Origin of the sequence: Jiangella sp. DSM 45060, assembly GCF_900105175.1 — a bacterium.
Lineage (GTDB): Bacteria > Actinomycetota > Actinomycetes > Jiangellales > Jiangellaceae > Jiangella.
The window spans coordinates 965,882-988,303 of record NZ_LT629771.1 but is presented as its reverse complement, the minus strand read 5'-3'; the positions used below and the strand labels follow the sequence as shown (position 1 = coordinate 988,303).

Annotated in this window: 19 protein-coding genes; 6 read left to right on the top strand and 13 right to left on the bottom strand. The window is 71.4% G+C overall.

Annotation, left to right across the window (positions count from 1 at the left end):
- Positions 1–2: 2 nt before the first annotated feature.
- Together BLU82_RS04405 and BLU82_RS04400 are read right to left on the bottom strand one after the other, a co-directional pair.
- Complete coding sequence (locus BLU82_RS04405; protein ID WP_092616125.1) at positions 3–959, bottom strand: class I SAM-dependent methyltransferase; 957 nt, start codon at positions 957–959, stop codon at positions 3–5.
- Positions 959–1,735: an enoyl-CoA hydratase/isomerase family protein gene (locus BLU82_RS04400; RefSeq protein WP_092616122.1), complete on the bottom strand. Its 777-nt coding sequence runs from the start codon at positions 1,733–1,735 to the stop codon at positions 959–961. The genes BLU82_RS04405 and BLU82_RS04400 overlap by 1 nt, the downstream gene beginning before the upstream one ends.
- 66 nt (positions 1,736–1,801) lie before the next feature.
- On the opposite strand from BLU82_RS04400, the gene glgX reads away from it, so the two are divergent.
- Positions 1,802–3,952: a glycogen debranching protein GlgX gene (gene glgX / locus BLU82_RS04395; protein WP_197682737.1), complete on the top strand. Its 2,151-nt coding sequence runs from the start codon at positions 1,802–1,804 to the stop codon at positions 3,950–3,952.
- 32 nt (positions 3,953–3,984) lie between these two features.
- Positions 3,985–4,521 (top strand): hypothetical protein, encoded by a 537-nt coding sequence (locus tag BLU82_RS04390; RefSeq protein ID WP_092616116.1) that lies wholly within the window; start codon positions 3,985–3,987, stop codon positions 4,519–4,521.
- A 47-nt stretch (positions 4,522–4,568) separates the two neighbouring features.
- Here the strand turns inward: BLU82_RS04390 and BLU82_RS04385 are convergent, their stop codons facing one another.
- The 3 genes from BLU82_RS04385 to BLU82_RS04375 all read right to left on the bottom strand — a co-directional run bounded on the left by BLU82_RS04385 (position 4,569) and on the right by BLU82_RS04375 (position 9,831).
- Entirely contained in the window at positions 4,569–5,675 is a 1,107-nt protein-coding gene (locus BLU82_RS04385; RefSeq protein ID WP_157740565.1) for a type IV toxin-antitoxin system AbiEi family antitoxin domain-containing protein, read from the bottom strand.
- 3 nt (positions 5,676–5,678) lie between these two features.
- Entirely contained in the window at positions 5,679–8,228 is a 2,550-nt protein-coding gene (gene glgP / locus BLU82_RS04380; protein ID WP_092616110.1) for an alpha-glucan family phosphorylase, read from the bottom strand.
- A gap of 91 nt (positions 8,229–8,319) precedes the next feature.
- The gene (locus tag BLU82_RS04375; protein ID WP_092616107.1) at positions 8,320–9,831 is read right to left on the bottom strand and encodes an LVIVD repeat-containing protein; all 1,512 of its coding nucleotides are present in this window, start codon (positions 9,829–9,831) and stop codon (positions 8,320–8,322) included.
- Between the two features lie 195 nt (positions 9,832–10,026).
- Between BLU82_RS04375 and BLU82_RS04370 the strand changes: the two genes are divergently transcribed.
- The 3 genes from BLU82_RS04370 (at position 10,027) to BLU82_RS04360 (ending at position 13,929) form a co-directional block, all read left to right on the top strand.
- The gene (locus BLU82_RS04370; protein WP_092616104.1) at positions 10,027–10,695 is read left to right on the top strand and encodes a DUF305 domain-containing protein; all 669 of its coding nucleotides are present in this window, start codon (positions 10,027–10,029) and stop codon (positions 10,693–10,695) included.
- Positions 10,696–10,831: 136 nt separating this feature from the next.
- Positions 10,832–12,532 (top strand): maltose alpha-D-glucosyltransferase, encoded by a 1,701-nt coding sequence (treS, locus tag BLU82_RS04365; protein WP_231947708.1) that lies wholly within the window; start codon positions 10,832–10,834, stop codon positions 12,530–12,532.
- A complete protein-coding gene (locus BLU82_RS04360; RefSeq protein WP_092616098.1) occupies positions 12,529–13,929 on the top strand; it encodes a hypothetical protein in 1,401 nt (466 codons plus the stop codon). The genes treS and BLU82_RS04360 overlap by 4 nt, the downstream gene beginning before the upstream one ends.
- 17 nt (positions 13,930–13,946) lie before the next feature.
- On the opposite strand, the gene BLU82_RS04355 is transcribed toward BLU82_RS04360, so the two are convergent.
- A complete protein-coding gene (locus BLU82_RS04355) occupies positions 13,947–14,525 on the bottom strand; it encodes a helix-turn-helix domain-containing protein (RefSeq protein WP_092616095.1) in 579 nt (192 codons plus the stop codon).
- Positions 14,526–14,875: 350 nt separating this feature from the next.
- Between BLU82_RS04355 and BLU82_RS04350 the strand changes: the two genes are divergently transcribed.
- The gene (locus BLU82_RS04350) at positions 14,876–16,126 is read left to right on the top strand and encodes an MFS transporter (protein ID WP_092616091.1); all 1,251 of its coding nucleotides are present in this window, start codon (positions 14,876–14,878) and stop codon (positions 16,124–16,126) included.
- On the opposite strand, the gene BLU82_RS04345 is transcribed toward BLU82_RS04350, so the two are convergent.
- Genes BLU82_RS04345 through BLU82_RS04315 form a run of 7 tightly spaced genes read right to left on the bottom strand, consistent with a single transcriptional unit; the run spans position 16,086 to position 22,405 of the window.
- Complete coding sequence (locus BLU82_RS04345; protein WP_092616086.1) at positions 16,086–16,865, bottom strand: sugar isomerase domain-containing protein; 780 nt, start codon at positions 16,863–16,865, stop codon at positions 16,086–16,088. The two genes, BLU82_RS04350 and BLU82_RS04345, sit on opposite strands and share 41 nt — an antisense overlap.
- On the bottom strand, positions 16,862–17,611 hold the full coding sequence (locus BLU82_RS04340) for a sugar isomerase domain-containing protein (protein WP_157740563.1): 750 nt from the start codon (positions 17,609–17,611) through the stop codon (positions 16,862–16,864). The genes BLU82_RS04345 and BLU82_RS04340 overlap by 4 nt, the downstream gene beginning before the upstream one ends.
- Positions 17,598–18,341 carry an N-acetylmannosamine-6-phosphate 2-epimerase gene (locus BLU82_RS04335; RefSeq protein WP_092616079.1) on the bottom strand — a complete coding sequence of 248 codons (744 nt, stop codon included), beginning with the start codon at positions 18,339–18,341 and terminating at the stop codon, positions 17,598–17,600. Before BLU82_RS04335 ends, BLU82_RS04340 begins: the two co-directional genes overlap by 14 nt.
- Complete coding sequence (locus BLU82_RS04330; RefSeq protein ID WP_092616076.1) at positions 18,338–19,354, bottom strand: N-acetylglucosamine kinase; 1,017 nt, start codon at positions 19,352–19,354, stop codon at positions 18,338–18,340. The genes BLU82_RS04335 and BLU82_RS04330 overlap by 4 nt, the downstream gene beginning before the upstream one ends.
- Positions 19,351–20,181: a carbohydrate ABC transporter permease gene (locus BLU82_RS04325; protein WP_092616073.1), complete on the bottom strand. Its 831-nt coding sequence runs from the start codon at positions 20,179–20,181 to the stop codon at positions 19,351–19,353. Before BLU82_RS04325 ends, BLU82_RS04330 begins: the two co-directional genes overlap by 4 nt.
- A 2-nt stretch (positions 20,182–20,183) precedes the next feature.
- The gene (locus BLU82_RS04320) at positions 20,184–21,116 is read right to left on the bottom strand and encodes a carbohydrate ABC transporter permease (protein WP_092616070.1); all 933 of its coding nucleotides are present in this window, start codon (positions 21,114–21,116) and stop codon (positions 20,184–20,186) included.
- Entirely contained in the window at positions 21,113–22,405 is a 1,293-nt protein-coding gene (locus tag BLU82_RS04315) for an ABC transporter substrate-binding protein (RefSeq protein WP_092616067.1), read from the bottom strand. The genes BLU82_RS04320 and BLU82_RS04315 overlap by 4 nt, the downstream gene beginning before the upstream one ends.
- Between the last annotated feature and the right edge of the window lie 17 nt (positions 22,406–22,422).

Below are 22,422 nucleotides of genomic sequence, written 5' to 3'. Positions count from 1 at the left end.
CGCTACGAGGGCCGGACCGCCGTCACCGACACGTTGTAGAACAGCTCGCCCGGCACCACCTTGGCCAGCACGCGGTCGGCCGCCGACAGCCGCAGCCAACTCTTGTACGCGAACATCGCCCAGCCCCAGCCGAGCCGGTCGGGGTTGACGGCGTGCTCGAACGTGCGCACCGGCCAGCCGAACCAGGCCGCCGTCAGCTCCTCGGTGACGGACCGGGCGTGGGTGAAGCCGGCCCGGGTGACCAGCGCCGTCAGCGCGCCGGGGTCGAACGTGTGCAGGTCGACGACGGACTCCAGCGCGGCGGCCCGGGACGACTCGTCCAGCTCCTCCTGCGGCCGCGCCCACGACCCGCGCAGCCCGGGCAGCCGGGTGGCCCGCGTCGCCGTCCACCAGGTGGCCCGCGACAGCGCCCGCGCGATCCTGTCGCCGTACTTCGTCGGCTCGCCGCAGATGACGACCCGCCCGCCCGGCCGCAGCACCCGCAGCATCTCGCGGAAGGCCTGCTCGACGTCGGGCAGGTGGTGGATGACGGCGTGCCCGACGACGACGTCGAAGGTCTCGTCGTCGAACGGCAGCCGCTCGGCGTCGGCCACCTCGCCGTCGATCTCGAAGCCGAGCCCGCGGGCGTTGCGCCGGGCCGCCTCGACCATGCCCGGCGAGATGTCGGTGACGGTGACGTCGTCGAGCACGCCGGCCTGTCGCAGGTTCAGCGAGAAGAACCCGGTGCCGGCGCCGATCTCGAGCGCCCGCTCGTACGGCCAGCCGCCGGTGCCCGCGGCGGCGGTGAACCGGTCGCGCGCGTAGGAGACGCAGCGCTCGTCGAACGAGATCGACCACTTGTCGTCGTAGGTCTGTGCCTCCCAGTCGTGGTAGAGCACCTGGGCCAGCTTGGTGTCGTTCCAGGCCCGCTCGACGTCCTCGGCGGACGCGGGCGGGCGCGGCGTCGTGTCGCCGCTCATCAGCGGCCCTCGAAGGCGGCCTTGCCGGGACCGTTCTCGATGAACGAGCGCATGCCGATGCCGCGGTCGTCGGTGGCGAACAGCCCGGCGAACAGGTGCCGCTCGATCTCGAGGCCGGTGTCGAGGTCGGTGGACAGCCCGCGGTCGATGGCCTCCTTGGCCGCCCGCAGCGCGTACGCCGGACCCGTCGCGAACCGCGCCGCCCACTCGACCGCCGCCGTGTAGACGTCGTCGACCACCCGGTCGACCAGCCCGATCGCCAGCGCCTCCTCGGCGCCGACCATGCGCCCGGTGTAGATGAGGTCCTTCGCCTTCGACGGCCCGATCAGCCGGGCCAGCCGCTGGGTGCCGCCGGCGCCGGGGATCAGCCCGAGCAGGATCTCGGGCTGGCCCAGCTTCGCGTCGGCCGCGGCGAAGCGCAGGTCGCAGGCGAGCGTCAGCTCGCAGCCGCCGCCCAGCGCGTACCCGGTGACGGCGGCGACGGTCGGCTTCGGGATGCGGGCGATGGCGGTGAACGCGGCCTGCAGCGCGACCGACCGGTCGACCATGTCGGTGTAGGACCAGCCGGCCATCTCCTTGATGTCCGCGCCGGCCGCGAACACCTTCTCGCCGCCGTAGACGACGACGGCGCGCACGTCACGGCGCGACGTCGCCTCGGCGGCGGCCGCCAGCAGACCGTCCTGCATGGCGGCGTCCAGGGCGTTCATCGGCGGACGGTCCAGCCGGATCGTCCCGACGCCGTCAGCGACCTCCAGCCGCACCACGTTTTCACTCATCCCGGCACCGTACCCGGCGGGCTCGTCACCTGGTGGAAGAGGTTCTCGCCGCGGGCATGAGAAACAATGCCCCGCGTGGATGTCGCGATGGAGCCTTGGCCCGGTCACTGGACCCCGCTCGGAGCCACCTACGACGTGGCCGCCACGAACTTCGCCCTCTGGGCCCCCGAGGCGGAGCAGGTCGAGGTCTGCCTGTTCGACGACGACGGCGCCGAGACGCGGCTGGTGCTGCCCAACCGGACGTTCGACATCTGGCACGGCGCGGTCCCCGGGGTGCGGCCCGGCCAGCGGTACGGGTTCCGGGTGCACGGCCCGTGGGACCCGGCCACCGGCCGCCGGTTCAACCCGGCGAAGCTGCTCACCGACCCGTACGCCCGCGCCGTCGACGGCGCGCTGACGGCGCACCCGGCCGTCTACGGCCACGTGCGCCCGTCCATGGACGAGGGCGGCGACCACCACGTGCGCGACGACCGCGACTCCGCCCCGTACGTCCCGAAGTCCGTCGTCGTCGACCGCCACCCGTTCGACTGGCGCGGCGACGCCCCGCCGCGCGTCCCCTGGTCCGAGACCGTCCTCTACGAGACGCACGTGCGCGGCTTCACCATGCGCCACCCCGGCGTCCCCGAGGAGCTGCGCGGCACCTATGCCGGGCTGGCCCATCCCGCGGCCCTCGAGTACCTCACCGGCCTCGGCATCACGACCGTCGAGCTGCTGCCCGTCCACCAGTTCGTCAGCGAGCCCGACTTCCTGCACCGCGGCTCGCTGAACTACTGGGGCTACAACACGCTGGCGTTCTTCGCGCCGCACAACGCGTACTCGTCGGCGGGCACGCGGGGCGAGCAGGTCGACGAGTTCAAGGCCATGGTCCGCGCGCTGCACGAGGCCGGGCTCGAGGTGATCCTCGACGTCGTCTACAACCACACGGCCGAGCAGGGCGACGGCGGCCCGACGCTGGCCTACCGCGGCATCGCGAACGAGGCGTACTACCACGTCGACCCCGCCGACCGGTCCCGCTACCTCGACTACACCGGCACCGGCAACACGTTCCGCGTCGCGCACCCGCAGGTGCTCGGGCTGGTCATGGACTCGCTGCGGTACTGGGTCGGCGAGATGCACGTCGACGGCTTCCGCTTCGACCTCGCGTCGGCGCTGGCCAGGTCGATGCACGACGTCGACATGCTCGGCTCGTTCATGACGGTCATCGGGCAGGACCCGGTGCTGCGCGAGGTGAAACTGATCGCCGAGCCGTGGGACGTCGGGCCCGGCGGCTACCAGGTCGGCGAGTTCCCGCACCTGTGGACCGAGTGGAACGACCGCTATCGCGACTCCGTCCGCGACCACTGGCGCGGCGCCGCGGCCGGCGTCCGCGACCTCGCCTTCCGGCTCTCCGGCTCCTCCGACCTGTACGCCGACGACCGCCGCCGCCCGTACGCGTCCATCAACTACGTCACCGCGCACGACGGCTTCACCATGCGCGACCTCGTCTCCTACGACCGCAAGCACAACGAGGCCAACGGCGAGGAGAACCGGGACGGCACGGACAACAACCGGTCCTGGAACCACGGCGTCGAGGGTGACCCCGTGCCGCCGGACCCCGCGCTGCGCGAGCTGCGGCTGCGTCAGGTGAAGAACATGTTGACGACGATGCTGCTCTCGACCGGCGTGCCCATGCTGCTCTCCGGCGACGAGGCGGGGCGCACGCAGCGCGGCAACAACAACGCGTACTGCCAGGACAACGAGATCAGCTGGATCGACTGGTCGCTGGCCGCCGAGCACCCCGAGCTGCTCGAGCACGTCCGCCGGCTGCTGCGGTTCCGCCGCGCGCACCCGGTCGTGCGGCAGCGCCGGTTCTTCGAGGGCGTCCCGGTCGTCGAGGGCGGCCGCAAGGACATCGCGTGGTTCGCCCCGTCGGGTGCGGAGATGACCGAGACCGAGTGGCACGACGGGTCGCTGCGCACGCTCGGCATGTACCTGAACGGCGAGGGCATCCGGTCGCGCGGCGTGCGCGGCGAGCCGATCCTGGACGAGTCGTTCCTGCTGTACGTCCACGCCGGCGCCGACGCCCTCGACGTGCGGCTGCCCGGCCGGTTCTGGGCGGCGTCGTACGAGGTCGTGCTCGACACCGCCTCCGCCGCGGCCGAGGGACGGCGGCACCGGGCGGCCGGCCGGGTGCGGCTGACCGGACGGTCGTGTCTGCTGCTGCGCGTGATCGACTGAATCCCCGCGGGCGGCTCGGCCGTACCACTGGTATGAACACTTCGCTGCACACCGGGTCCCGGCGGCTCCGCCTGATCGGCGTTGCGGCCGCGGCCCTGCTCGCGCTGAGCGCCTGCGGCTCGGACGACTCGTCCTCCGACGGGGCCGAGGCCCAGACGACGACGGACGGGATCGTCGGCACCCGGGAGATCTCCGACTTCGGCACCGTCCTCACCGACGCCGACGGCAACACGCTCTACACGACCGACGCCGAGGCCGACGGCACCATCCTCTGCGTCGACGGCTGCGAGGACTTCTGGCCGCCGGTCGCCATGACGGGCTCCGAGGTCCCCTCCGGTGTCGAGGGTGTCGACGGCGAGTTCGGCGTGATCGCGCGGCCGGACGGCTCGGACCAGCTCACCCTCGACGGCAAGCCGCTGTACACGTTCTCCGAGGACTCCGGCCCCGGCTCCTTCACCGGCGACGGCTTCGAGGACGACTTCCAGGGCACCCACTTCGTCTGGCACGCCGTCACCACCGACGGCTCCGCCCCGTCCAGCGACGACGGTGGCGGCGGCTACGACTACTGACCCGCCGATGGTTGAGGGTTTGGTGCCGCCAGGGCGACACCAAACCCTCAATCACCAGCCAGGTAGGCGGCCTCGATCTCACGCAGGACGGCCTGCGGCTCGCTCCGCAACCGCATCGGCGAGACAGGCAGTACCCGCCAGCCCAGCATCGCGTATCGGGCGCGCCGTTCCTCGGTCCGCCGCGGCGCGTCGCCGAAGCCGTGGAAGCTCCGCGAGTCGACCTCGACCACCAGCCGCGCCTCCGGCCAACAGGCGTCCGGCACGATACGCCGGTGACCCGGCAGCGTGCGGTTCCACCGCGGTTCGGGCAGCAGGCGGCTGGTGAGGACGAGGTCACGCAGCTCGCACTCCGGCGCTGACCGACAGCCGGCGGCGATGTCTCTGATCGCCCGGCGAGCCACGGCGCCGCCGCGACGTGGCGCCGCAGCCACTTCTGCACACAGCTCGGCCACCGTCGAACGGCGGCGCTGAACCACCTCGCACATGAGTGCCCGGGCGTCGCGCAGGGCCCACGGCTGTCGCGCGTGGACGATGGTGTCGACCACGGCACGCGCCGGCGGTGCCAGCGTGACCACGCCCGGACTCGACACGGTACCGTCGAAGACCAACTCGAGTGGTGGCCCAGATCGGCGCAGCTCCTGGAATCGTGCCTCGTCGACGCACCGCCTCGGCTCGGGTAGGTGCGAGGTGCGAATGACCCGGATGAAGCCCACCCGCCCGCGGTCGCGCCGCCGGTCCAGCAACACGTCCACCTGTTCACCCGGCTCGGGACCGTACCGCAGCCCCCACGACCGGCACGCCCACGAACCGGTGATCATGCCGTCCGCGCCGACGACGAGCTCGGCCGTACGCAGCCGGTGGAGGTCCTGCAGCGGGCCGGTGAAGGTCGCGTACACCCCCGGCACGACGCGTTGCCACGAGCCGCCCGCGCGAACGGCGTGCCGCAGCGCGCCGATCGACATGCCCGCCGACAGTGCCTGGGACCGGGTGATCAACCCGTCCTGCGCCGCGGCGAGCCGGAGCACCTCCAAGCGAGCCATGAAGCCGAGCCTGCCCGCGCAAGCGAGGCCGCGAAAGATAGCCGGAGCGATCTGTGGACAGCGCTCTCGGATGGGTGAGGGATCGAGGCAGCCAGGGCGGCCCGGATACCCCACCCATCACTCCGGGAGCGCGGCCAGACCCAGTTCGCTGCCGTCCGAGAGCAACGGGTGGCGAGGGACGATGCGGACGGTGTAGCCGAAGGCGCCGGTGCGGTCGAGTTGGACCTCTCCGTCGAAGCGGTAGGCGCCGTCGTCCTGGCGCTCGCTCAGCGTCATGGGGGTGACGGCGGGCTCGCGCAGGGTGTCGGCGTCGTCGACGGGGCCGTGGACGACCTGGACGTCGACGTCGTCTGCGGTGAGCGGGCCGAGGGTGACGAACGCGTGCAGCCGCAGCGTCTGGCCGCGCTCGAAGGTGTCGGCGGTGGTGGTCTCGACATGGACGACGCGGACCTGCGGCCAGGCGGCGCGGACCTGCTCCTTCCAGTCCGCCAGCGAGACCGCGCCGTCGAAGTCGGCGTTCAGCGTGCGACCCGCCTGCGCCGCCGGCCGGTACAGCCGCTCGACGTAGTCGCGGACCATGCGGGTGGCCTGCACTTTCGGGCCGAGCGTGGTGAGGGTGTGGCGCAGCTGGTCGACCCAGCGGCGTGGGACGTCCTCGCCGTCGACGTCGTAGAAGCGGGGCGCGATCTCGTTCTCCAGCAGCTCGTAGAGCGCCGTCGCCTCCAGCTCGTCGCGGTAGGACGGGTCCTCGACGCCCTCGGCGGACGGGATGTCCCAGCCGTTGAGGCCGTCGGACCACTCGTCCCACCAGCCATCGCGGATGGACAGGTTCAGCCCGGCGTTGAGCGCCGCCTTCATGCCGGACGTGCCGCATGCCTCGTACGGGCGCAGCGGGTTGTTCAGCCACACGTCGCAGCCGGGGTAGAGGTCCTGCGCCATGCCGATGCCGTAGTCGGGCAGGAACACGATGCGGTGCCGGATCTCGGGGTCGTCGGCGAAGCGGACCATCTCCTGGATCATCCGCTTGCCGCCGTCGTCGGCCGGGTGCGCCTTGCCTGCGATGACGAACTGGACCGGACGCTCCGGGTGCAGCAGCAGCGCCTTGAGCCGGGCCGGGTCGCGCAGCATCAGCGTGAGCCGCTTGTACGACGGCACCCGGCGGGCGAACCCGATGGTGAGGACGCCGGGGTCGAGGACGCCGTCGATCCAGCCCAGCTCGGCCTCCGACGCCCCGCGCCCGCGCCAGGCGTCGCGCAGCCGCGCCCGCGCCGCCTCGACCAGCCGGGCCCGCAGCGCCCGCTTCGTCGTCCAGAGGTCGGCGTCGGAGACGGTGGTCGTGGCGGCCGTCCAGCCGCCGCCGGCGACGGCCTTCTCCTCCAGCCGCAGGATCTCCGGTGCCACCCAGGTGGGCGCGTGCACGCCGTTGGTGATCGAGCCGATGGGCACCTCGCGCTCGTCGAACGACGGCCACAGCCCGGCGAACATGCCACGACTGACCTCGCCGTGCAGGGTGCTGACGCCGTTGGCGCGGGCCGCGAGCCGCAGCCCCATGACGGCCATGTTGAACACGGACGGGTCGCCGCCCTCGTAGTCCTCGGCGCCCAGCGCCAGGATGTGCTCGACGGACAGGCTCGGGCTGGCGTTGGCGCCGCCGAAGTGCTCGCGGACGAGGTCCATCGGGAACCGGTCGATGCCGGCGGGCACCGGCGTGTGCGTGGTGAACACGGTGCCGGCCCGGGTGAACTCGAGCGCCGCCTCGTAGGTCAGCCCGCGCTCCTCGACCAGCTCGCGGATGCGCTCGAGCCCGAGGAAGCCCGCGTGCCCCTCGTTGGTGTGGAACACCTCCGGCGCCGGCACGCCCGTGATGCGGCAATAGGCCCGCACCGCCCGCACGCCGCCGACGCCGAGCAGCATCTCCTGCAGCAGCCGGTGCTCGCGGCTCCCGCCGTACAGCCGGTCGGTGACGTCGCGCTCGACCGGCCCGTTGTCGTCGATGTAGGAGTCGAGCAGCAGCAGCGGCACCCGGCCGACCTGCGCCACCCAGACGGCGGCGGTCAGCACCCGCCCGCCCGGCATGCCGATGGTGACCTGCGCCGGCGTGCCGTCGGCCTCGCGCAGCCGCACCAGCGGCAGGTTGTCGGGGTCGACGACGGGGTAGCGCTCCTGCTGCCAGCCCTCGCGCGACAGCGACTGGACGAAGTACCCGTGCCGGTACAGCAGCCCGACGCCGATGATCGGCACACCGAGGTCGCTGGCGGCCTTGAGATGGTCGCCGGCCAGGATGCCCAGGCCGCCGGAGTACTGCGGCAGCACGTGGGTGATGCCGAACTCGGGCGAGAAGTACGCGACGCCGCGCGGCGCGCCGCCGTCGTGGTCCTGGTACCAGCGCGCCTCGGTCAGGTACTGCTGGAGGTCGTCGTGGGCGGCCCGGACCAGCCCCAGGAACGCGGGGTCGGCGGCCAGCTCGGCCAGCCGCTCCGGCCGCACCTCGCCGAGCAGCCGCACGGGGTCGTGGCCGACCTCGGCCCACAGATCCGGCTCGACGGCGGCGAACAACTCCTGCGTCGGCTGGTGCCACGACCACCGCAGGTTCGTGACGAGTTCGCCGAGCGCGGCCAGCGGCTCGGGCAGGACGGTACGGACCATGAGTCGTCGGATCGCTCGCACGACCCAACGCTAGTCGCTGACTGTTACGCGGGCCTTACCGGCGGACGAGCGGACGGCGACCGGGTCGCCGTCCGCTCGTGCGCTCACGGTGTCAGTACACGGGCTGCGTCTGAGCGTTGAACTCGTCGTAGCGCGTGCCCTTGGCCGGCGCGACCCTCGGGTCCCTGAGGTTGAAGACGTCGAAGCCGCGCTGGATCTCGTTGGAGTAGATGAAGCCGTTGTAGTAGTACGTCGACCACGCGCCGCCGAGGATCAGCCGGTCGGCTGACAGCGGGCCGCGGTCGAACCACGCGAACTCGGTGGGGTTGTACGGGTCGGTGAAGTCGAACACCGAGATGCCGCCCTGGTACCACGCCTGGACGAAGATGTCCTTGCCCGGCACCGGGATCAGCGAGCCGTTGTGCGCCACGCAGTTCTCCGTGGCCGCCTGCTCGCGCGGGATCTTGTAGTACGACGCGAAGTCCAGCGAGTCGCCGTCCCACGTGTAGATGGCGTTGGCGCCGCGGACCGGGCCGATCGTCGGGTTGCAGGTCGGGCCGCTGCCGCCGCCCAGCTCGTCGGTGAAGATGATCGAGGTGCCGTCGTTGTTGAACGTCGCCGAGTGCCAGAACGCGAAGTTCGCGTCGCGCACCTGGTCGAGGATCACCGGGTCGAGCGGGTCGGTGATGTCCATGACGATGCCGTCGCCCATGCACGCGCCGGCGGCCAGGCCGAGGTGCGGGTAGGCGGTGATGTCGTGGCAGCCGCGGGTGTTGCTGCCCTGGTTGGCGGCGTCCGGGAACAGCACGGGCTCGGCGGCGATGTGCGCCGACTCCGGGTCGTCCAGCGGGACGTCGATGATGGAGATCTGGTCGTGCGGCGGCTGGCACTTGGCGTGCTGGGCGTTGACGTCGTAGGACGAGACGTAGATGTAGACGCTCTCCTCGCCCGGCACCAGCGTGTGGGTGTGCGAACCGCACTTGGTCTCGACGGCGGCGACGTACCGCGGGTTGGTCACGTCGCTGATGTCGAAGATCTTCATGCCCTCCCAGTAGTCCGGGTTCTCCACGGTCTGCTGGGTGTTCAGCGGGCCCTGCGCGCTGCACGAGTCGTCCGTCCAGCGCGAGTCGGTCGACAGGAAGAGCAGGTCGCCGTAGACCGAGACGTCGTTCTGCGAGCCCGGGCAGAGCACCTGCGCGACCAGCTGCGGCTTGCGCGGGTTGTGGATGTCGTAGACCGTGAAGCCCTGGTAGTTGCCCGCGAAGGCGTACTTGCCCTGGAACGCCAGGTCGGAGTTGAACGCGCCCTCGGCGCTGAACGCGCCACCCTTGGGCAGGTTCGACTCCAGGCTGATGTTGGGCGAACTGGCCACGCCGCCGACCGGCAGGATGCCCGACGACGCCTGGGCGTCCGCGAGCTCGGACTCGGTGAGGCAGTTCTCCTCGAAGTTGTCGCCGGCGCCTTCCAGCGCTTCGGCGTTGGCGCACTCCTCGCTGGACGAGTCCCGCAGGAGCTCACCGTCGTCGGCGGCGGAGGTCCCGATGGCCCCGAGGGCCAGGCCGCCGCTCACCAGGGCGGCGACGGAAAGCCCGGCCGCCCTCCTTCTCCATCGATGTCCGATCATGCGCACACCTCACCGGGGTAGAGAGGACTGGGCCGATCAAGGTCAGGGCCGAACAATAACGGCAATCGACCAGATTGGCCATACTTCTGTCACATACCTGCGAAACCTCGACGTGTCCGGTTTCTGACACGCTTCGGCCGGCGCCGATCCGGCCGTACGCTGGCCCGGTCCGTCCCCCGGCCACCTGGAGGAACGATGCGGCGCGCGACCCTCGGCACGACGACCGCGGCGGCGGTCGCCGCCCTGCTCACGCTGGCCGGGTGCAGCGGCGACGACGACACCGGCCGCGGCGCCGCGCCGAGCACGTCCACCGTCACGGCCGATTCCCGGGTGATCCAGCCGGGCCGTCCGGGCGAGACGGCGGACGTCATCGAGCCGGGCGAGGACATCGAGATCGTCGACGGCGGCCACAGCGAGACCGACGTCCGGTTCGTCGAGCAGATGATCCCGCACCACCGTCAGGCCGTCACGATGGCCGAGCTGGCCGTCGACCGCGCGCAGGACGAACGCGTCCTGCTGGTCGCCGACCGCATCATCGCCGCGCAGGGCCCGGAGATCGCCGTCCTCGAGAGCTGGCTCACCGAGCGCGGCCTGCCGGTCCCGGCCGAGGGCGCCGAGCACGACCACGGCCTGCCCGGCATGATCACGCCGCTGCAGCTGGAGCAGCTGGGCAACACCAGCGGCGCGGAGTTCGACGAGCTGTTCCTCACCTACATGAGCCAGCACCACGCCGGCGCCATCGACATGGCCGCCGCCGAGCTGAACACCGGCACCAACTCGCGCGTGCTGGAGCTGGCCGGCGACGTGAGCGTCGAGCAGGGCATCGAGATCGACCGCATGCGGGAGATCCTGGACAGCCTCTGACCGACCCCGGACGAGGCGGTTTGCCCGCGTCGAGGTGGGTATGAAGAATGGCTCATCGGGCGGGCCGACGCCCGCCCCGACACGTCGTCCCGAGAGGTATCGTGCGTACCGCCTCTACCATCGAATGGTGCCGGCCATGAGCGAGACGCAGCAGGCCTGGGTCCTGCCCGCCCGCGGCACCGACCCCGAATGGTTCAAGCGTGCCGTCTTCTACGAGGTCCTGGTGCGGTCGTTCTACGACTCCCAGGGCGACGGCATCGGCGACCTCCAGGGGCTGACCCGCAAGCTCGACTACCTGCAGTGGCTGGGCGTCGACTGCCTGTGGCTGCCGCCGTTCTTCCCGTCGCCGCTGCGCGACGGCGGGTACGACGTCGCCGCCTACATGGACGTCGCGCCCGAGTTCGGCACGCTCGAGGACTTCTCCCAGTTCGTCGCGGCCGCGCACAGCCGGGGCATGCGGGTCATGACCGACCTCGTCATGAACCACACCAGCGACCAGCACCCGTGGTTCCAGGCCTCCCGCGAGGATCCCGACGGCCCGTACGGCGACTTCTACGTGTGGGCCGACGACGACACCGGCTACCCGGACGTCCGCATCATCTTCAACGACACCGAGACGTCCAACTGGACCTACGACCCGGTGCGCCGGCAGTACTTCTGGCACCGCTTCTTCGGCCACCAGCCCGACCTCAACTTCGAGAACCCGGCCGTGCACGAGGCCATGCTCGACGTCGTCCGGTTCTGGCTGCGCCTGGGGGTCGACGGCTTCCGGCTCGACGCCGTCACGTACCTCTACGAGAAGGAGGGCACCAACGGCGAGAGCCTGCCCGAGACGCACGCCTTCCTGAAGAAGGTGCGCAAGGTGATGGACGACGAGTTCCCCGACACCGTGCTGCTGTGCGAGGCCAACCAGTGGCCCAGCGAGATGGTCGAGTACTTCGGCGACCCCGAGGTCGGCGGCGACGAGTGCCACATGGCGTTCAACTTCCCCGTCATGCCGCGCATCTTCATGGCGGTGCGGCGCGAGTCGCGCTACCCGATCAGCGAGATCATGGCGCAGACGCCGCAGATCCCGTCCGGCTGCCAGTGGGGCGTGTTCCTGCGCAACCACGACGAGCTGACGCTCGAGATGGTCACCGACGAGGAACGCGACTACATGTGGTCCGAGTACGCGAAGGACCCGCGGATGAAGGCCAACCTGGGCATCCGCCGCCGGCTCGCGCCGCTGCTCGAGAACGACATGAACCAGATGAAGCTGTTCAACGCGCTGCTGCTGTCGCTGCCCGGCTCGCCGGTGCTGTACTACGGCGACGAGATCGGCATGGGCGACAACATCTGGCTGGGCGACCGCGACGCCGTACGCACCCCCATGCAGTGGACGCCCGACCGCAACGCCGGCTTCTCCACCGCCGACCCCGGCCGGCTGGACCTCCCGGTCGTCATGGACGCCGTCTACGGCTACCAGGTCACCAACGTCGAGGCGCAGCTGGCGAACAAGTCGTCGCTGCTGCACTGGACCCAGCGGATGATCGAGGTGCGCAAGCAGAATCCGGCGTTCGGCCTGGGCGACTTCGTCGACCTCGGCGGGTCGAACCCGACGGTGCTCACCTACGTGCGCACGTTCGGCGACGACATCGTGCTGTGCGTCAACAACCTGTCCCGGTTCCCGCAGCCGGTCGAGCTGGACCTGCGCCAGTACGAGGGCATGCAGCTGGTCGAGCTGATCGGCAGCGTGCGGTTCCCCACCATCGGCGAGCTGCCGTACCTGCTGACCCTCGGCTCGCACGGGTTCTACTGGTTCCGGCTGGCCCGGCTGCCCGAGGAGTCGATGCCGTGACGGTCGACGCTCGGCTCGCCGAGGCGGTGGCGCTGCTGCCCGACTGGCTGCCGCACCAGCACTGGTTCACCGGCGGGCGGTCCGCGCCGCTCGAGGTCCGGCCGGTGGCGGCCGCGCTGCTGCACGACGGCGAGCCGCGGGTGTGGCACCTGCTGGCCGAGGTCACGCATTCCGACGGCGCCGACGTCTACCAGGTGCCGCTGTCGGTGCACAGCCAGCGCGCCGAGCGCCTCGACCACGTCCACCTCGGCCACACCGCCGACGGCCACGTCTACGACGCGCTGCACGACAAGGAGGCGACGGCGGCCCTGCTGGACCACTTCGCCGACGACGCGCCGCCGGCCGAGGGCCTGCGCTTCCACGTCAAGCCCGACGTCAAGGTGCCGTACGGCGAGCCGTCGCTGGTGCTGCCCGGCGAGCACCACAACACCAGCCTGGCCTACGGCAACGCGGCGCTGCTCAAGGTGTTCCGCCGGGTCGACCCCGGGCTGAACCCCGACGTCGAGCTGAACGAGGCGCTCACCGACGCCGGCAGCACGCTGGTCGCGCCGTACCTGGGCTGGGTCGACGGCGACTGGTCCGGGCCGGGCGACGACGCGCCGCGGTCGGGCAGCCTGGCGATGCTGCGCGGCTTCCTGACCACGGCGTCCGACGGCTGGGCGCTGGCCACCGCGAGCGTGCGCGACCTCTACGCCGAGGGCGACCTCCACGCCGACGAGGTGGGCGGCGACTTCGCGGCCGAGTCGTACCGCCTGGGCATGGCGACGGCGCGGGTGCACGAGACGCTGGCCGAGGTGCTGCCCAGCGGGGCCATGGCGCCGTCCGGCCTGAACGAGCTGGCCGACACCATGACCCGCCGACTCGACGCCGCCGTCGCGACCGTGCCCGAGCTCGAGCCGTTCGCCGCCGGGCTGCGCACGCACTACGACGTGCTGCGCGAGCGCGCCGGCGAGGTGGCCGTCCAGCGCGTTCACGGCAGCTACCACCTGGGCCAGGTGCTGCGCACCGTGCTGGGCTGGAAGCTGATCGACTTCGAGGGCGAGCTGATGGCGCCCGCGGCCGAGCGCCGGGCCATGCACTCCCCCGTCCGCGACGTCGCGCAGATGCTCCGCTCGTTCGACTACGCCGCCCGGCACCTGCTGATCACCGACCACCCGCAGGACGACCCCGCGCACGACCAGCTGGCCTACCGCGCGCACGAGTGGACGCAGCGCAACAGCGAGGCGTTCTGCAACGGATACGCGTCGGCGGCGCAGCTCGACCCGCGCGACGAGCCGGAGCTGCTGACCGCCTACGAGACCGACACCGCGGTCTACGAGGTGGTCTTCGAGGCCCGGCGGCGGCCCACCTGGCTGCCGATCCCGCTGGCGGCCGTGGAGCGGCTGGCCGGCGTCTAGCTGTTGCAGGACCGGCGTCAGCGCCGCTGGGTGCGCAGGTGGATGCGTTCGCCTTGCTTGCCGAAGAGGCTGAGGACTTCGACGCTCCCGCGTGCGGAGGCTCCGAACCAGTGTGGGATATGGCAGTCGAACTCGGCTGCTTCGCCGACTCCCATGATGAAGTCCTCGTCGCTCAGTCGCACGCGGAGTTGTCCGCGTAGCACGTACAGCCATTCGTAGCCGTCGTGAGTCCGTAGGTGCGGCTCGTTGTCGTGCGCTGGGATGGTCATCTTGTACGCCCGTGGTTCGCCTTGCTGTCGTGACAGGGGGATCAGCACCCGGCCGTCTTTTCCGGTGGACTGCTGTGGCACGCGAGGGTCGAGGATCCGGGGTGCCGCGACGATCTCGTCGAGAGGGATGCCCAGTGCCGCGGTGATCGGTAGGAGGAGTTCGAGGCTTGGCTTGCGCTGCGCTGATTCCAGCCTGGACAGGGTGCTGGTCGAGATGCCGGTGGCGCGCGCGAGGTCGGCCAGGCTGATGCCCTTCTTCTCGCGGGCGCTTCGTAGCCGAGGAGCGATCTGCTCGATCGCGGCGCTGACGCTGGGTTGACCGTCCATGGGCAGCAGTCAAGCAGTGTGTCCCGGAATCGGCAACGAATGTTGTCGAAAGTGAACGAAGCCGCCGATCCTCTCGGTGGAGGTGATCCGTATGGACACAACAAGGCAATCAACGACCGGACCGCAGGCAGCGACACTGTGGGACAGCGTCATCATCGGCGGTGGAGCCGCGGGCTTGTCGGCCGGAGTAGTCCTCGCTACTCGGCGACGGCGATGACGTCGGCGGTGTCGGTGCACGGCGTACGCCTGGTCGACGCGCACGTCACACGGGTCGCGACGCCGGCTGGCGCAGCGGGTGGGGACTCAGCCGGCGTCGCGAGTGACGGGCTCGATGACGGGGGCGTGAACTGATGGCCGGCACTACCGCAGAGTCGTCCCTGAGCGGTCGATCCACGAGATTGCCTGCGGGGGTGTATCTGCTCGGCTTCAGCCTGTTCGCCATGGGTAGCGCGGAGTTCCTGTTGGCCGGCGTACTGCCGGCGGTCGCCGCTGACGTGGATGTCACGCTCTCCTCTGCCGGGTTCCTGATCACGGCGTTCGCGCTGGGCGTCGTGGTCGGGGGGCCACCGTTCGCTGTGCTCAGCCTGCGCTGGCCGCGCCGCACCGCGCTGGTGGCCAGCCAGTGTGTCTTCGCCGTCAGTATTGCCGTCGGACAGCTGGGCAGCTATGAGGTCCTGTTGGTCACGCGACTGGTCGCGGGCATCGCTTACGCGGCCTTCTTTGCCGTCGCGGCGGTGACTGCGATCAGCCTGGTGACACCGGACTGTAGAGCCCGCGCCTCCGGAGTCGTGGTGAGCGGGCTCAGTGTGGCCATGGTGGCTGGTGGTCCTGTAGGCACGCTGCTCAGCCACTTCACCCAGTGGCGCACCGGCTTCTGGACCGTCGTTGCCCTCACGGTCGTAGGGACCATCGGGTGCCTCCTCGGGCTACCCGCCGCCGCCAACTCCGACTCCGCCGACTCCACCGGGCCGAGCTTGTCGCGGGAGTTCGCCACGATGCGGAACCCGAGTCTGTGGGTCATCCATGCGATCACGCTCCTGACCACCGCGGCGTACATGATCACGTTCAACTTCCTGGCGGCCATGCTCGAAGACATCACCGGCATGCCCGAAGTCTGGATCCCGGGCGTGCTCGCGCTCTTGGGGGTCGGCGCCTTCATCGGTCTGTCCATCGGTGGCCGGGTCTCCGATCAGCGGCCGCACCTCGCACTCCTGACTGGTGCATCAGCGATCGTGATCTTGTCGGTGGTGATGACTGCTGCGATCCAGCAGGCCTGGGTGGTGGTGCCCATCGTTGTCCTGATCGGTATCGCCGCATTCGTACTGAACCCCGCCGTCTTCGGCCGCGTCTTCACCATCGCAGCCGACGCGCCCACCCTCGCCGGTGCCACCACCGTGTCGGCATTCCAACTGGGAATCAGCATCACCCCCGTTCTCGCAGCCGCTGCACTCACACAAGGGGCGGCCCTCACAACCGTGTGCCTGATCGGGGCCGCCCTCGCGGCAGCTGCTGTACCCCTCATCCTCCTCGACCGGGCACGCCGCTCAACCCACGATGGCGTCACCATGACCGGACCGGCTCCGGAAAAGGACCAGTGGTGATGGCCGAGCCCTCCAGGTAGCCGACGCGGTCGCGATATCGCGCCAGCAGCCGCGCGTTGGCGGCGTCGCCGTCGTCGGTGTTCGCCGACTGGAACACCGGTGTCTCGACCCCTCGCCGGACGAGCTGCGCCGCCGCGGTGACGCAGAGGCCGTGCAGGACGGCGGCGCCCACCGCCGACGAGGTGGGTCCGGCCCAGCAGTCCGCCGCGAGCTGGACGGAGGCATCGCCGACCCGGCCCGGGAGGTCGATCACGAGGTCCGCGACCTCGAACAGCCGCGGTCCGCCGCGACCGGTGACCGACCGGGAGTACTCCAGGCTGGTCACGGCGATGACCCGGGCGCCCGCCGCCGCACACGTGGTCGCGGCTTCGACGATGACCGGGTTGCGGCCCGACACCGAGATCAGGATCACGACGTCGCCGGGCCCGAGGCCGCGGCCGGCGAACAGCTCGGCGCCGAAGCCGGGCCGGCGCTCCCACGCCGTGGTGTCGGTGACCGGCCGGGTGTCGAGCATGAGCTGCCGCGGCAGCACGGCGTCGATCGCGGCCAGTCCCCCGGCGCGGTACATGAGGTCCTGTGCGAGCAGGCCGGCGTGGCTGGCGCCGAACACCGTCACGACGCGGCCGCCGGCGATGGCGTCAGCCATCCAGGTGGCGGCGGTATCGATCGTCGGCCCCTGGGCCCGGGCGGCGTCGAGGGCCGCCGCCACCTGGTCGAGATAGGCGTCGTACTCGCTCACCGGCCCTCCACCCGGTACCGCTCCTCGACCTCGGCCAGCTGCCGCCGTCCGTCGGGCAGGTGCACGCTGGTGTAGACGCTGGGCACGACACCGCGGGCGAGCAGCCGCTCGACGACCCCGGCGTTGAGCGCCCACATCAGCACCGCCCCGGTCACCCCCGAGGCGGGGTTGATCCGCTTGCCGAGCCCGGCCACCTCGATCATGCTGTCGCCGTAGTCGGCGTGGTCGTCGAGCACGACGTCAGCGATCTCGTGCAGCCGCCTGCCGCTGGAGTGCCCGGACGGCAGCCGGCTGGAGTGCCGCACCGCGGTGACGGCGACGACGGTCACGCCGAGCGCCTGGGCCGCCAGCGTCAGCTCGACCACGAGGGCGGACGTTCCCGAGACCGAGCTCATGACCAGCACGTCACCACGGCGCAGCGTCCCGCCGGAGAGGGCCCACTCCACCAGCCGCCGGTCGGCCTCCTCGCCGGACGGTGCGGCGGCACCGCGGTGCGGGTTGGTGTTGTCGACGGTCCCGGCGATGCGCAGCGGGGTGTAGGCCACGAGCCCGCCGGTGCGGCAGATCATCTCGTGCGAGAGCAGGTGACCGGTGTCGAAAACGTGGATGACTCCGCGAGCGGCGACCGCCTCGGCACAGACGTCGGCGGCTCGTCGCAACGCGTCCCACTCCTGCTCGCGCAGGTCGCGCAGCAGCGCCTGCAACGCGTCGAAGTAGTCGCTCATGGCCGTGTCAGTGCAGCTCAACGTGACTCCTCGTGGCGCCGACGAAACGCCGGGTGATGAACTCGGGAACGGTGATAGCCGAGCCGATGACCACGGCGTAGGCGCCCGCGTCGAAGCAGCGCCGCACGTCCTCGACGGTCCAGATCCGGCCCTCGACGACGCACCTCGCACCGGCGGCCGCCAGCCGGTCGAGGACGTCGAACGCCGGCCCGGTGCGCCGGTCGCCCGGAGTGGTGTAACCGGCCAGCGTCGTCGCCACCAGGTCGGCGCCCGCGTCGTGTGCGGCCAGTCCTTCGTCCCCGGTGGCGATGTCGGCCATCACCGGGACCCGCAGGTCGTCGTGGATGCGCTCGATGATGGTCTCCAGCCGCTCGCCGCCGGGCCGCGGGCGCGGGGTCCCGTCCAGCGCGACGACGTCGGCGCCGGCCGCGACGATCTCCTGCGCGTCGCTCAGCGTCGGCGTGATGTAGACGTCCGAGCCCGGGACGTGACACTTCCGGATGCCGATGATCGGCAGGTCGCTGCCGAGACGGATCGCGGCGATGTTCGCGGGCCCGTCGACGCGGAAGCCCGCCGCACCGCCCCGCTCGGCGGACTGGGCCAGCGCCGCCAGGATGCCCGGGGTGTTCAGGGGGCTCTCCGGCCCGGCCTGGCAGGAGACGACGACGCCTCCGGCGATGCTGGCCACGGCGGCCTCCCCCGGCGGGTCCGGCCGGGCCGGGCGGGTGCTGGCGTTGTGCTGGTACGTCATCTCTCCTCATCCATGGGACGTCGGTCTCGCATCAGTGCGTCGTAGCTCTCGATGGCCGCGCGGCGCAGGCGGTCGGCCTCGGACCCCGCGGTCCGCAGTCCGAGCAGGTAGGCGCCCACGACCGGTGGCGCCTCGGGGCGGATCAGGGCGACCTGCGGCTGCGCGTCGGCCAGCTGCCGGGCGAGGCTGTCGGCGACCGGGCCGCCGGCCTCGAGCACGCCCCCGGCCAGCACCAGCCGCCGCGGACGGGGCAGGAAGCCGGCGGCGCGCAGCAAGGCGTCGCCGCAGCGGGCCAGCTCCGCTCCGGCGCGGTCGGCGAGCCGGGACCCGACGGGGTCACCGGCGGCGGCCGCCGCGGCGACGGCGGCCGCGAGCCGGGCGATCGCCGGACGGTCCAGCTGCCCGGAGGCGATCCAGCCGGGCAACTCGCGCAGCTCGGCCGCGTCGACGATCCCGGCCTCGCTCAGCAGGCCGGGCACCCGGTCGATGAGCGGGCTGCGGGGTCCGCGGCCGTCCGCGGCGTGGGTGGCGGCCTGCAGCAGCCGCAGCCCCAGCCAGTAGGCGCCGCCCTCGTCGCCGAGGTCGGCTCCCCAGCCGCCTACCTCGACCCGCTGCCCGTCCGGCCCGAGAGCCATGGCCACCACGCCGGTGCCGGCCGCGAGCACGGCGCCGGCCCCGGTCGTGACGGTCGCGAGCGCTCCGACCGCGTCGCTGTCGGCGGTCACGGTGGCAGCCGGCAGCCGGAGCTCCGCCTGGGCGCGCGCGACCACCAGCCCCGACGTCAGGCTCAGGTGCGCGGCGACGACGTCGCCCGGCGCGGCGCCGGCCGACGCCGTCACGTCGGCCAGGATCTGGTCGACGACGGCGCGCAGGTCGTCGGCCGCGCCAGGGGCGGCGCCGTGGCGCACGGGCGGGCCGGTCGCCCACCCGAGCAGCCTGCCGTCGTCGGCGCCGAGCAGGCAGCGCGTCGACGACTGGCCGCCGTCCACCCCGATCACCAGGCGGGCGGTCATCCCTTCACCGCCCCGGCGGTGATGCCCTTGATGATGTTGCGCTGGAACAGCAGGTAGACGATCACGACCGGCACCGTCGAGACGGTCAGGGCGGCCATCATCAGCCCGTACTGGGCGAAGTAGGTGCCCTGGAAGGTCTGCAGCCCCACCTGCAACGGCATCAGGCTCTCGTCCGAGAACACGATCAGCGCCAGCACGAACTCGTTCCACGAGTTCAGCACCGTGAGGATGGCGACGGTGGCCAGGGCGGGGCGGGCCAGCGGTACGGCGATCCGCCAGAAGATCGTGACCGGGCCGGCGCCGTCCATCCGCGCCGCGTCGTCGATCTCCTCGGGCAGCTGCTCGAAGAACCGGCGCATGATGAAGACCGCGACCGGCAGCGAGGCGTTGATCAGCGGCAGGACGTAGCCGATCCGGGTGTCGGCGAGGTTCAGGCTCACCAGCACGGTGTAGAGCGGGATGAAGACACCGGGGATGGGCAGGAACAGGAACACCAGCAGCGCCGTGTAGATCAGTTCCCGGCCGGGGAAGCGCAGCCGGGCGAAGGCGTAGGCCGCGCCCGCGCCGAACACCAGCACCGCGGCCGTCGTCACGGTGGTGTACAGGACGCTGTTCCCGAGGTAGACGCCGAAGTCGGCGCCCTGCCACGACTCGCGGTAGTTGTCGAACGTCCACCGGCCCGGCCACAGCGAGATGCCGGCGTAGATGTCCTCGGTGGGCTGGAACGACGCCGACAGCATGTACACCATCGGCAGCACCGAGCCGACGGCCCAGACGATCAGGCCGAGGTGGGTGACCGTCGTGCCGAGCCTGCTGGTCCTCGTCACGATCAGCTCCTCCGCCGCGACAGGACCATGGCCACGCCGGACACGACGAACAGCACCAGGCCGAAGACGATCGACTGTGCGGTCGCGTAGCCGAACTCGCCCAGCTCGAACGCGTTGCGGTAGATGTTCAGCACGGGCACCTCGGTGTCATAGCCCGGTCCGCCGTTCGTCATCGCCAGCACGAGGTTGAAGATCTGCATGGCGCCGAGCAGCGTCAGCACGCTGACCAGCCCGATCACCGGCATGATCGACGGCAGCGTCACGGCCCGGAAGCGCCGCCACGCGCCCGCCCCGTCCATGGTGGCCGCCTCCAGCTGCTCCGTCGGCACGGCCTGCACCGCAGCGAGGAAGAACAGGAACGGCGTCCCGACGCCCTGCCAGACCGACGCCGCCGACACGGCCCACAGCGCCGTCGACGAGTCCGCCAGCCAGGGCCGGGCCAGCGAGTCGAGGCCGACCGAGGCCAGCAGCTCGTTCAGCGGACCGCCGTGCGGCTGGTAGAACCACTTCCAGACAAGCGCCACGACGATGGCGGAGAGGATCGGCGGCAGGTAGAAGAAGACCCGGTAGATGCCCGCCGACCGGACCAGCCTGGCCACGGCGACCGCCAGCGCCAGCCCGATCCCCTGCATGACCGTCAGCGCGACGACGGCGAACAGCAGCCCGTGCCACAGCGCGATCCCCCAGATCCGGTCGGTCAGCACCCGGGAGTAGTTGGCCAGCCCGACGTAGTCGAAGTGCGCCGACAGGCCGTTCCAATCGGTGACGCTGATCTGCGCGGTCCGCAGCAGCGGATAGGCGGAGAAGACGAGGAACAGCGCAACGACCGGGGCGACCAGCAGGTAGCCGACCCACGCCTCGCCGGACCGGCGGCGCCGCCGCGGCCGGGTCGCCCCGGCCGCGACCGGCGGCCGCTGCACAGTGGAGGTGGTCATTGCGCCTGACCGGTCTCGGCCGCCTTCTGCATGAGCGCGGCCACTCCCTCCGGGGTGTCCTGGCCCTGCAGGATGCGCTGGATCCCCTTGGTCATGGTGGTGTCGACCTCGAGCGGCATCGGGGTCGGCAGCGTCGGCGCGACGGCGTCGCCCTGCGCCGCGAACGCGGCCAGGTTCTCGTCCAGCCCGTCGTCGACCGCGTCGGTGTTGGCCGGCAGGTTCAGGCTCTCGGTGGCGTAGGTGCGCTGCCGCTCGGTGTCGGTCAGCCACTGCAGGAACTCCACCGCCTCGTCCCGGTGCGGCGAGGACCCGACGGCGAAGACCATGGCGCCGACGCCTCCCGGAAGACGTACCGCGTGGTCTCCGGCCGACGGCGGGACGAAGACGCCGTAGTCGGTGAACGACGGGTTCTGCTGCTTGAACACCCCGAGCGCCCAGGACCCGTCGAACAGCATGGCCGCCTGCCCGTTGACGAACAGCGACTCCGACGCGGGGGCGTCGTTGGTGACCGTGCCGTCGGCCAGGATCCCCGCCTGGCCGAGCTCCTCGAACAGGCCCAGCATGCGCACCCAGGGCTCGGCGGTGTAGGGCATGGTCCCGGCGAAGGTCGCCTTCAGGTCCTCCTCACCGATGACGTTCCACTGGTAGACCTGGGCGAACGAGCTCAGCGGCCACTGACCGAACCCGGCCGTGAACGGCTCGAATCCCGCCTCCGCCAGCTGCCGGCCGGCGGCGATGAAGTCGTCCCAGGTGGTCGGCAGCTCGGTGATGCCGGCATCGGCGAACATCTGCTTGTTGTAGAGGATCTGCATGTTCGTGCTGTCCAGCGGCACCAAGTACGGCCCGGGCGGGACGTCGAAGCCATTGCCCTCCGGGAAGGACGCGGCCGCGAGCAGGCTCGGCTCGAACCGGTCGGACCAGCCGTCCGCCATCTCCGCGGAGAGGTCGGCGATCTGACCCTCGCGGGCGTACGGAGCGGTCTCCTCGCCGACGCCGGCCCACGCCGCGGAGATGTCCGGCAGCGTGCCGGCCTGCGCCGCGGCCTGGAACTTCTGGCCCAGCGTGTCGCCGGGCACGAGCACGAGGTCGATGCTCACCCCGGTCTCGGCCTCGTACTCGTCCGCGAACTGCTGCAGCAGCTCCTCACGGTCGGTGAAGTAGTGCCAGAACACGAGCTCGGTGTCGTCCTCACCGGAGCCGGACGGCGACGAGCTCGGGCCGCCGCAGGCCGCGATGGTCAGGACGAGGACAGCGGCGGTCGCTGCCCGGGCAAGGCGGTAACGGTTCACGGGAGTGTCTTTCTGCT

What these genes read in the sequence shown, in the direction of transcription:
- BLU82_RS04330 (WP_092616076.1), bottom strand. Translation starts at nt 19,354, where the DNA reads ATGACCGCCCGCCTGGTGATCGGGGTGGACGGCGGCCAGTCGTCGACG.
- BLU82_RS04400 (WP_092616122.1), bottom strand. Translation starts at nt 1,735, where the DNA reads ATGAGTGAAAACGTGGTGCGGCTGGAGGTCGCTGACGGCGTCGGGACG.
- BLU82_RS04335 (WP_092616079.1), bottom strand. Translation starts at nt 18,341, where the DNA reads ATGACGTACCAGCACAACGCCAGCACCCGCCCGGCCCGGCCGGACCCG.
- BLU82_RS04355 (WP_092616095.1), bottom strand. Translation starts at nt 14,525, where the DNA reads ATGGACGGTCAACCCAGCGTCAGCGCCGCGATCGAGCAGATCGCTCCT.
- treS (WP_231947708.1), top strand. Translation starts at nt 10,832, where the DNA reads ATGAGCGAGACGCAGCAGGCCTGGGTCCTGCCCGCCCGCGGCACCGAC.
- BLU82_RS04350 (WP_092616091.1), top strand. Translation starts at nt 14,876, where the DNA reads ATGGCCGGCACTACCGCAGAGTCGTCCCTGAGCGGTCGATCCACGAGA.
- BLU82_RS04375 (WP_092616107.1), bottom strand. Translation starts at nt 9,831, where the DNA reads ATGATCGGACATCGATGGAGAAGGAGGGCGGCCGGGCTTTCCGTCGCC.
- glgX (WP_197682737.1), top strand. Translation starts at nt 1,802, where the DNA reads ATGCCCCGCGTGGATGTCGCGATGGAGCCTTGGCCCGGTCACTGGACC.
- BLU82_RS04370 (WP_092616104.1), top strand. Translation starts at nt 10,027, where the DNA reads ATGCGGCGCGCGACCCTCGGCACGACGACCGCGGCGGCGGTCGCCGCC.
- BLU82_RS04405 (WP_092616125.1), bottom strand. Translation starts at nt 959, where the DNA reads ATGAGCGGCGACACGACGCCGCGCCCGCCCGCGTCCGCCGAGGACGTC.
- BLU82_RS04320 (WP_092616070.1), bottom strand. Translation starts at nt 21,116, where the DNA reads ATGACCACCTCCACTGTGCAGCGGCCGCCGGTCGCGGCCGGGGCGACC.
- BLU82_RS04390 (WP_092616116.1), top strand. Translation starts at nt 3,985, where the DNA reads ATGAACACTTCGCTGCACACCGGGTCCCGGCGGCTCCGCCTGATCGGC.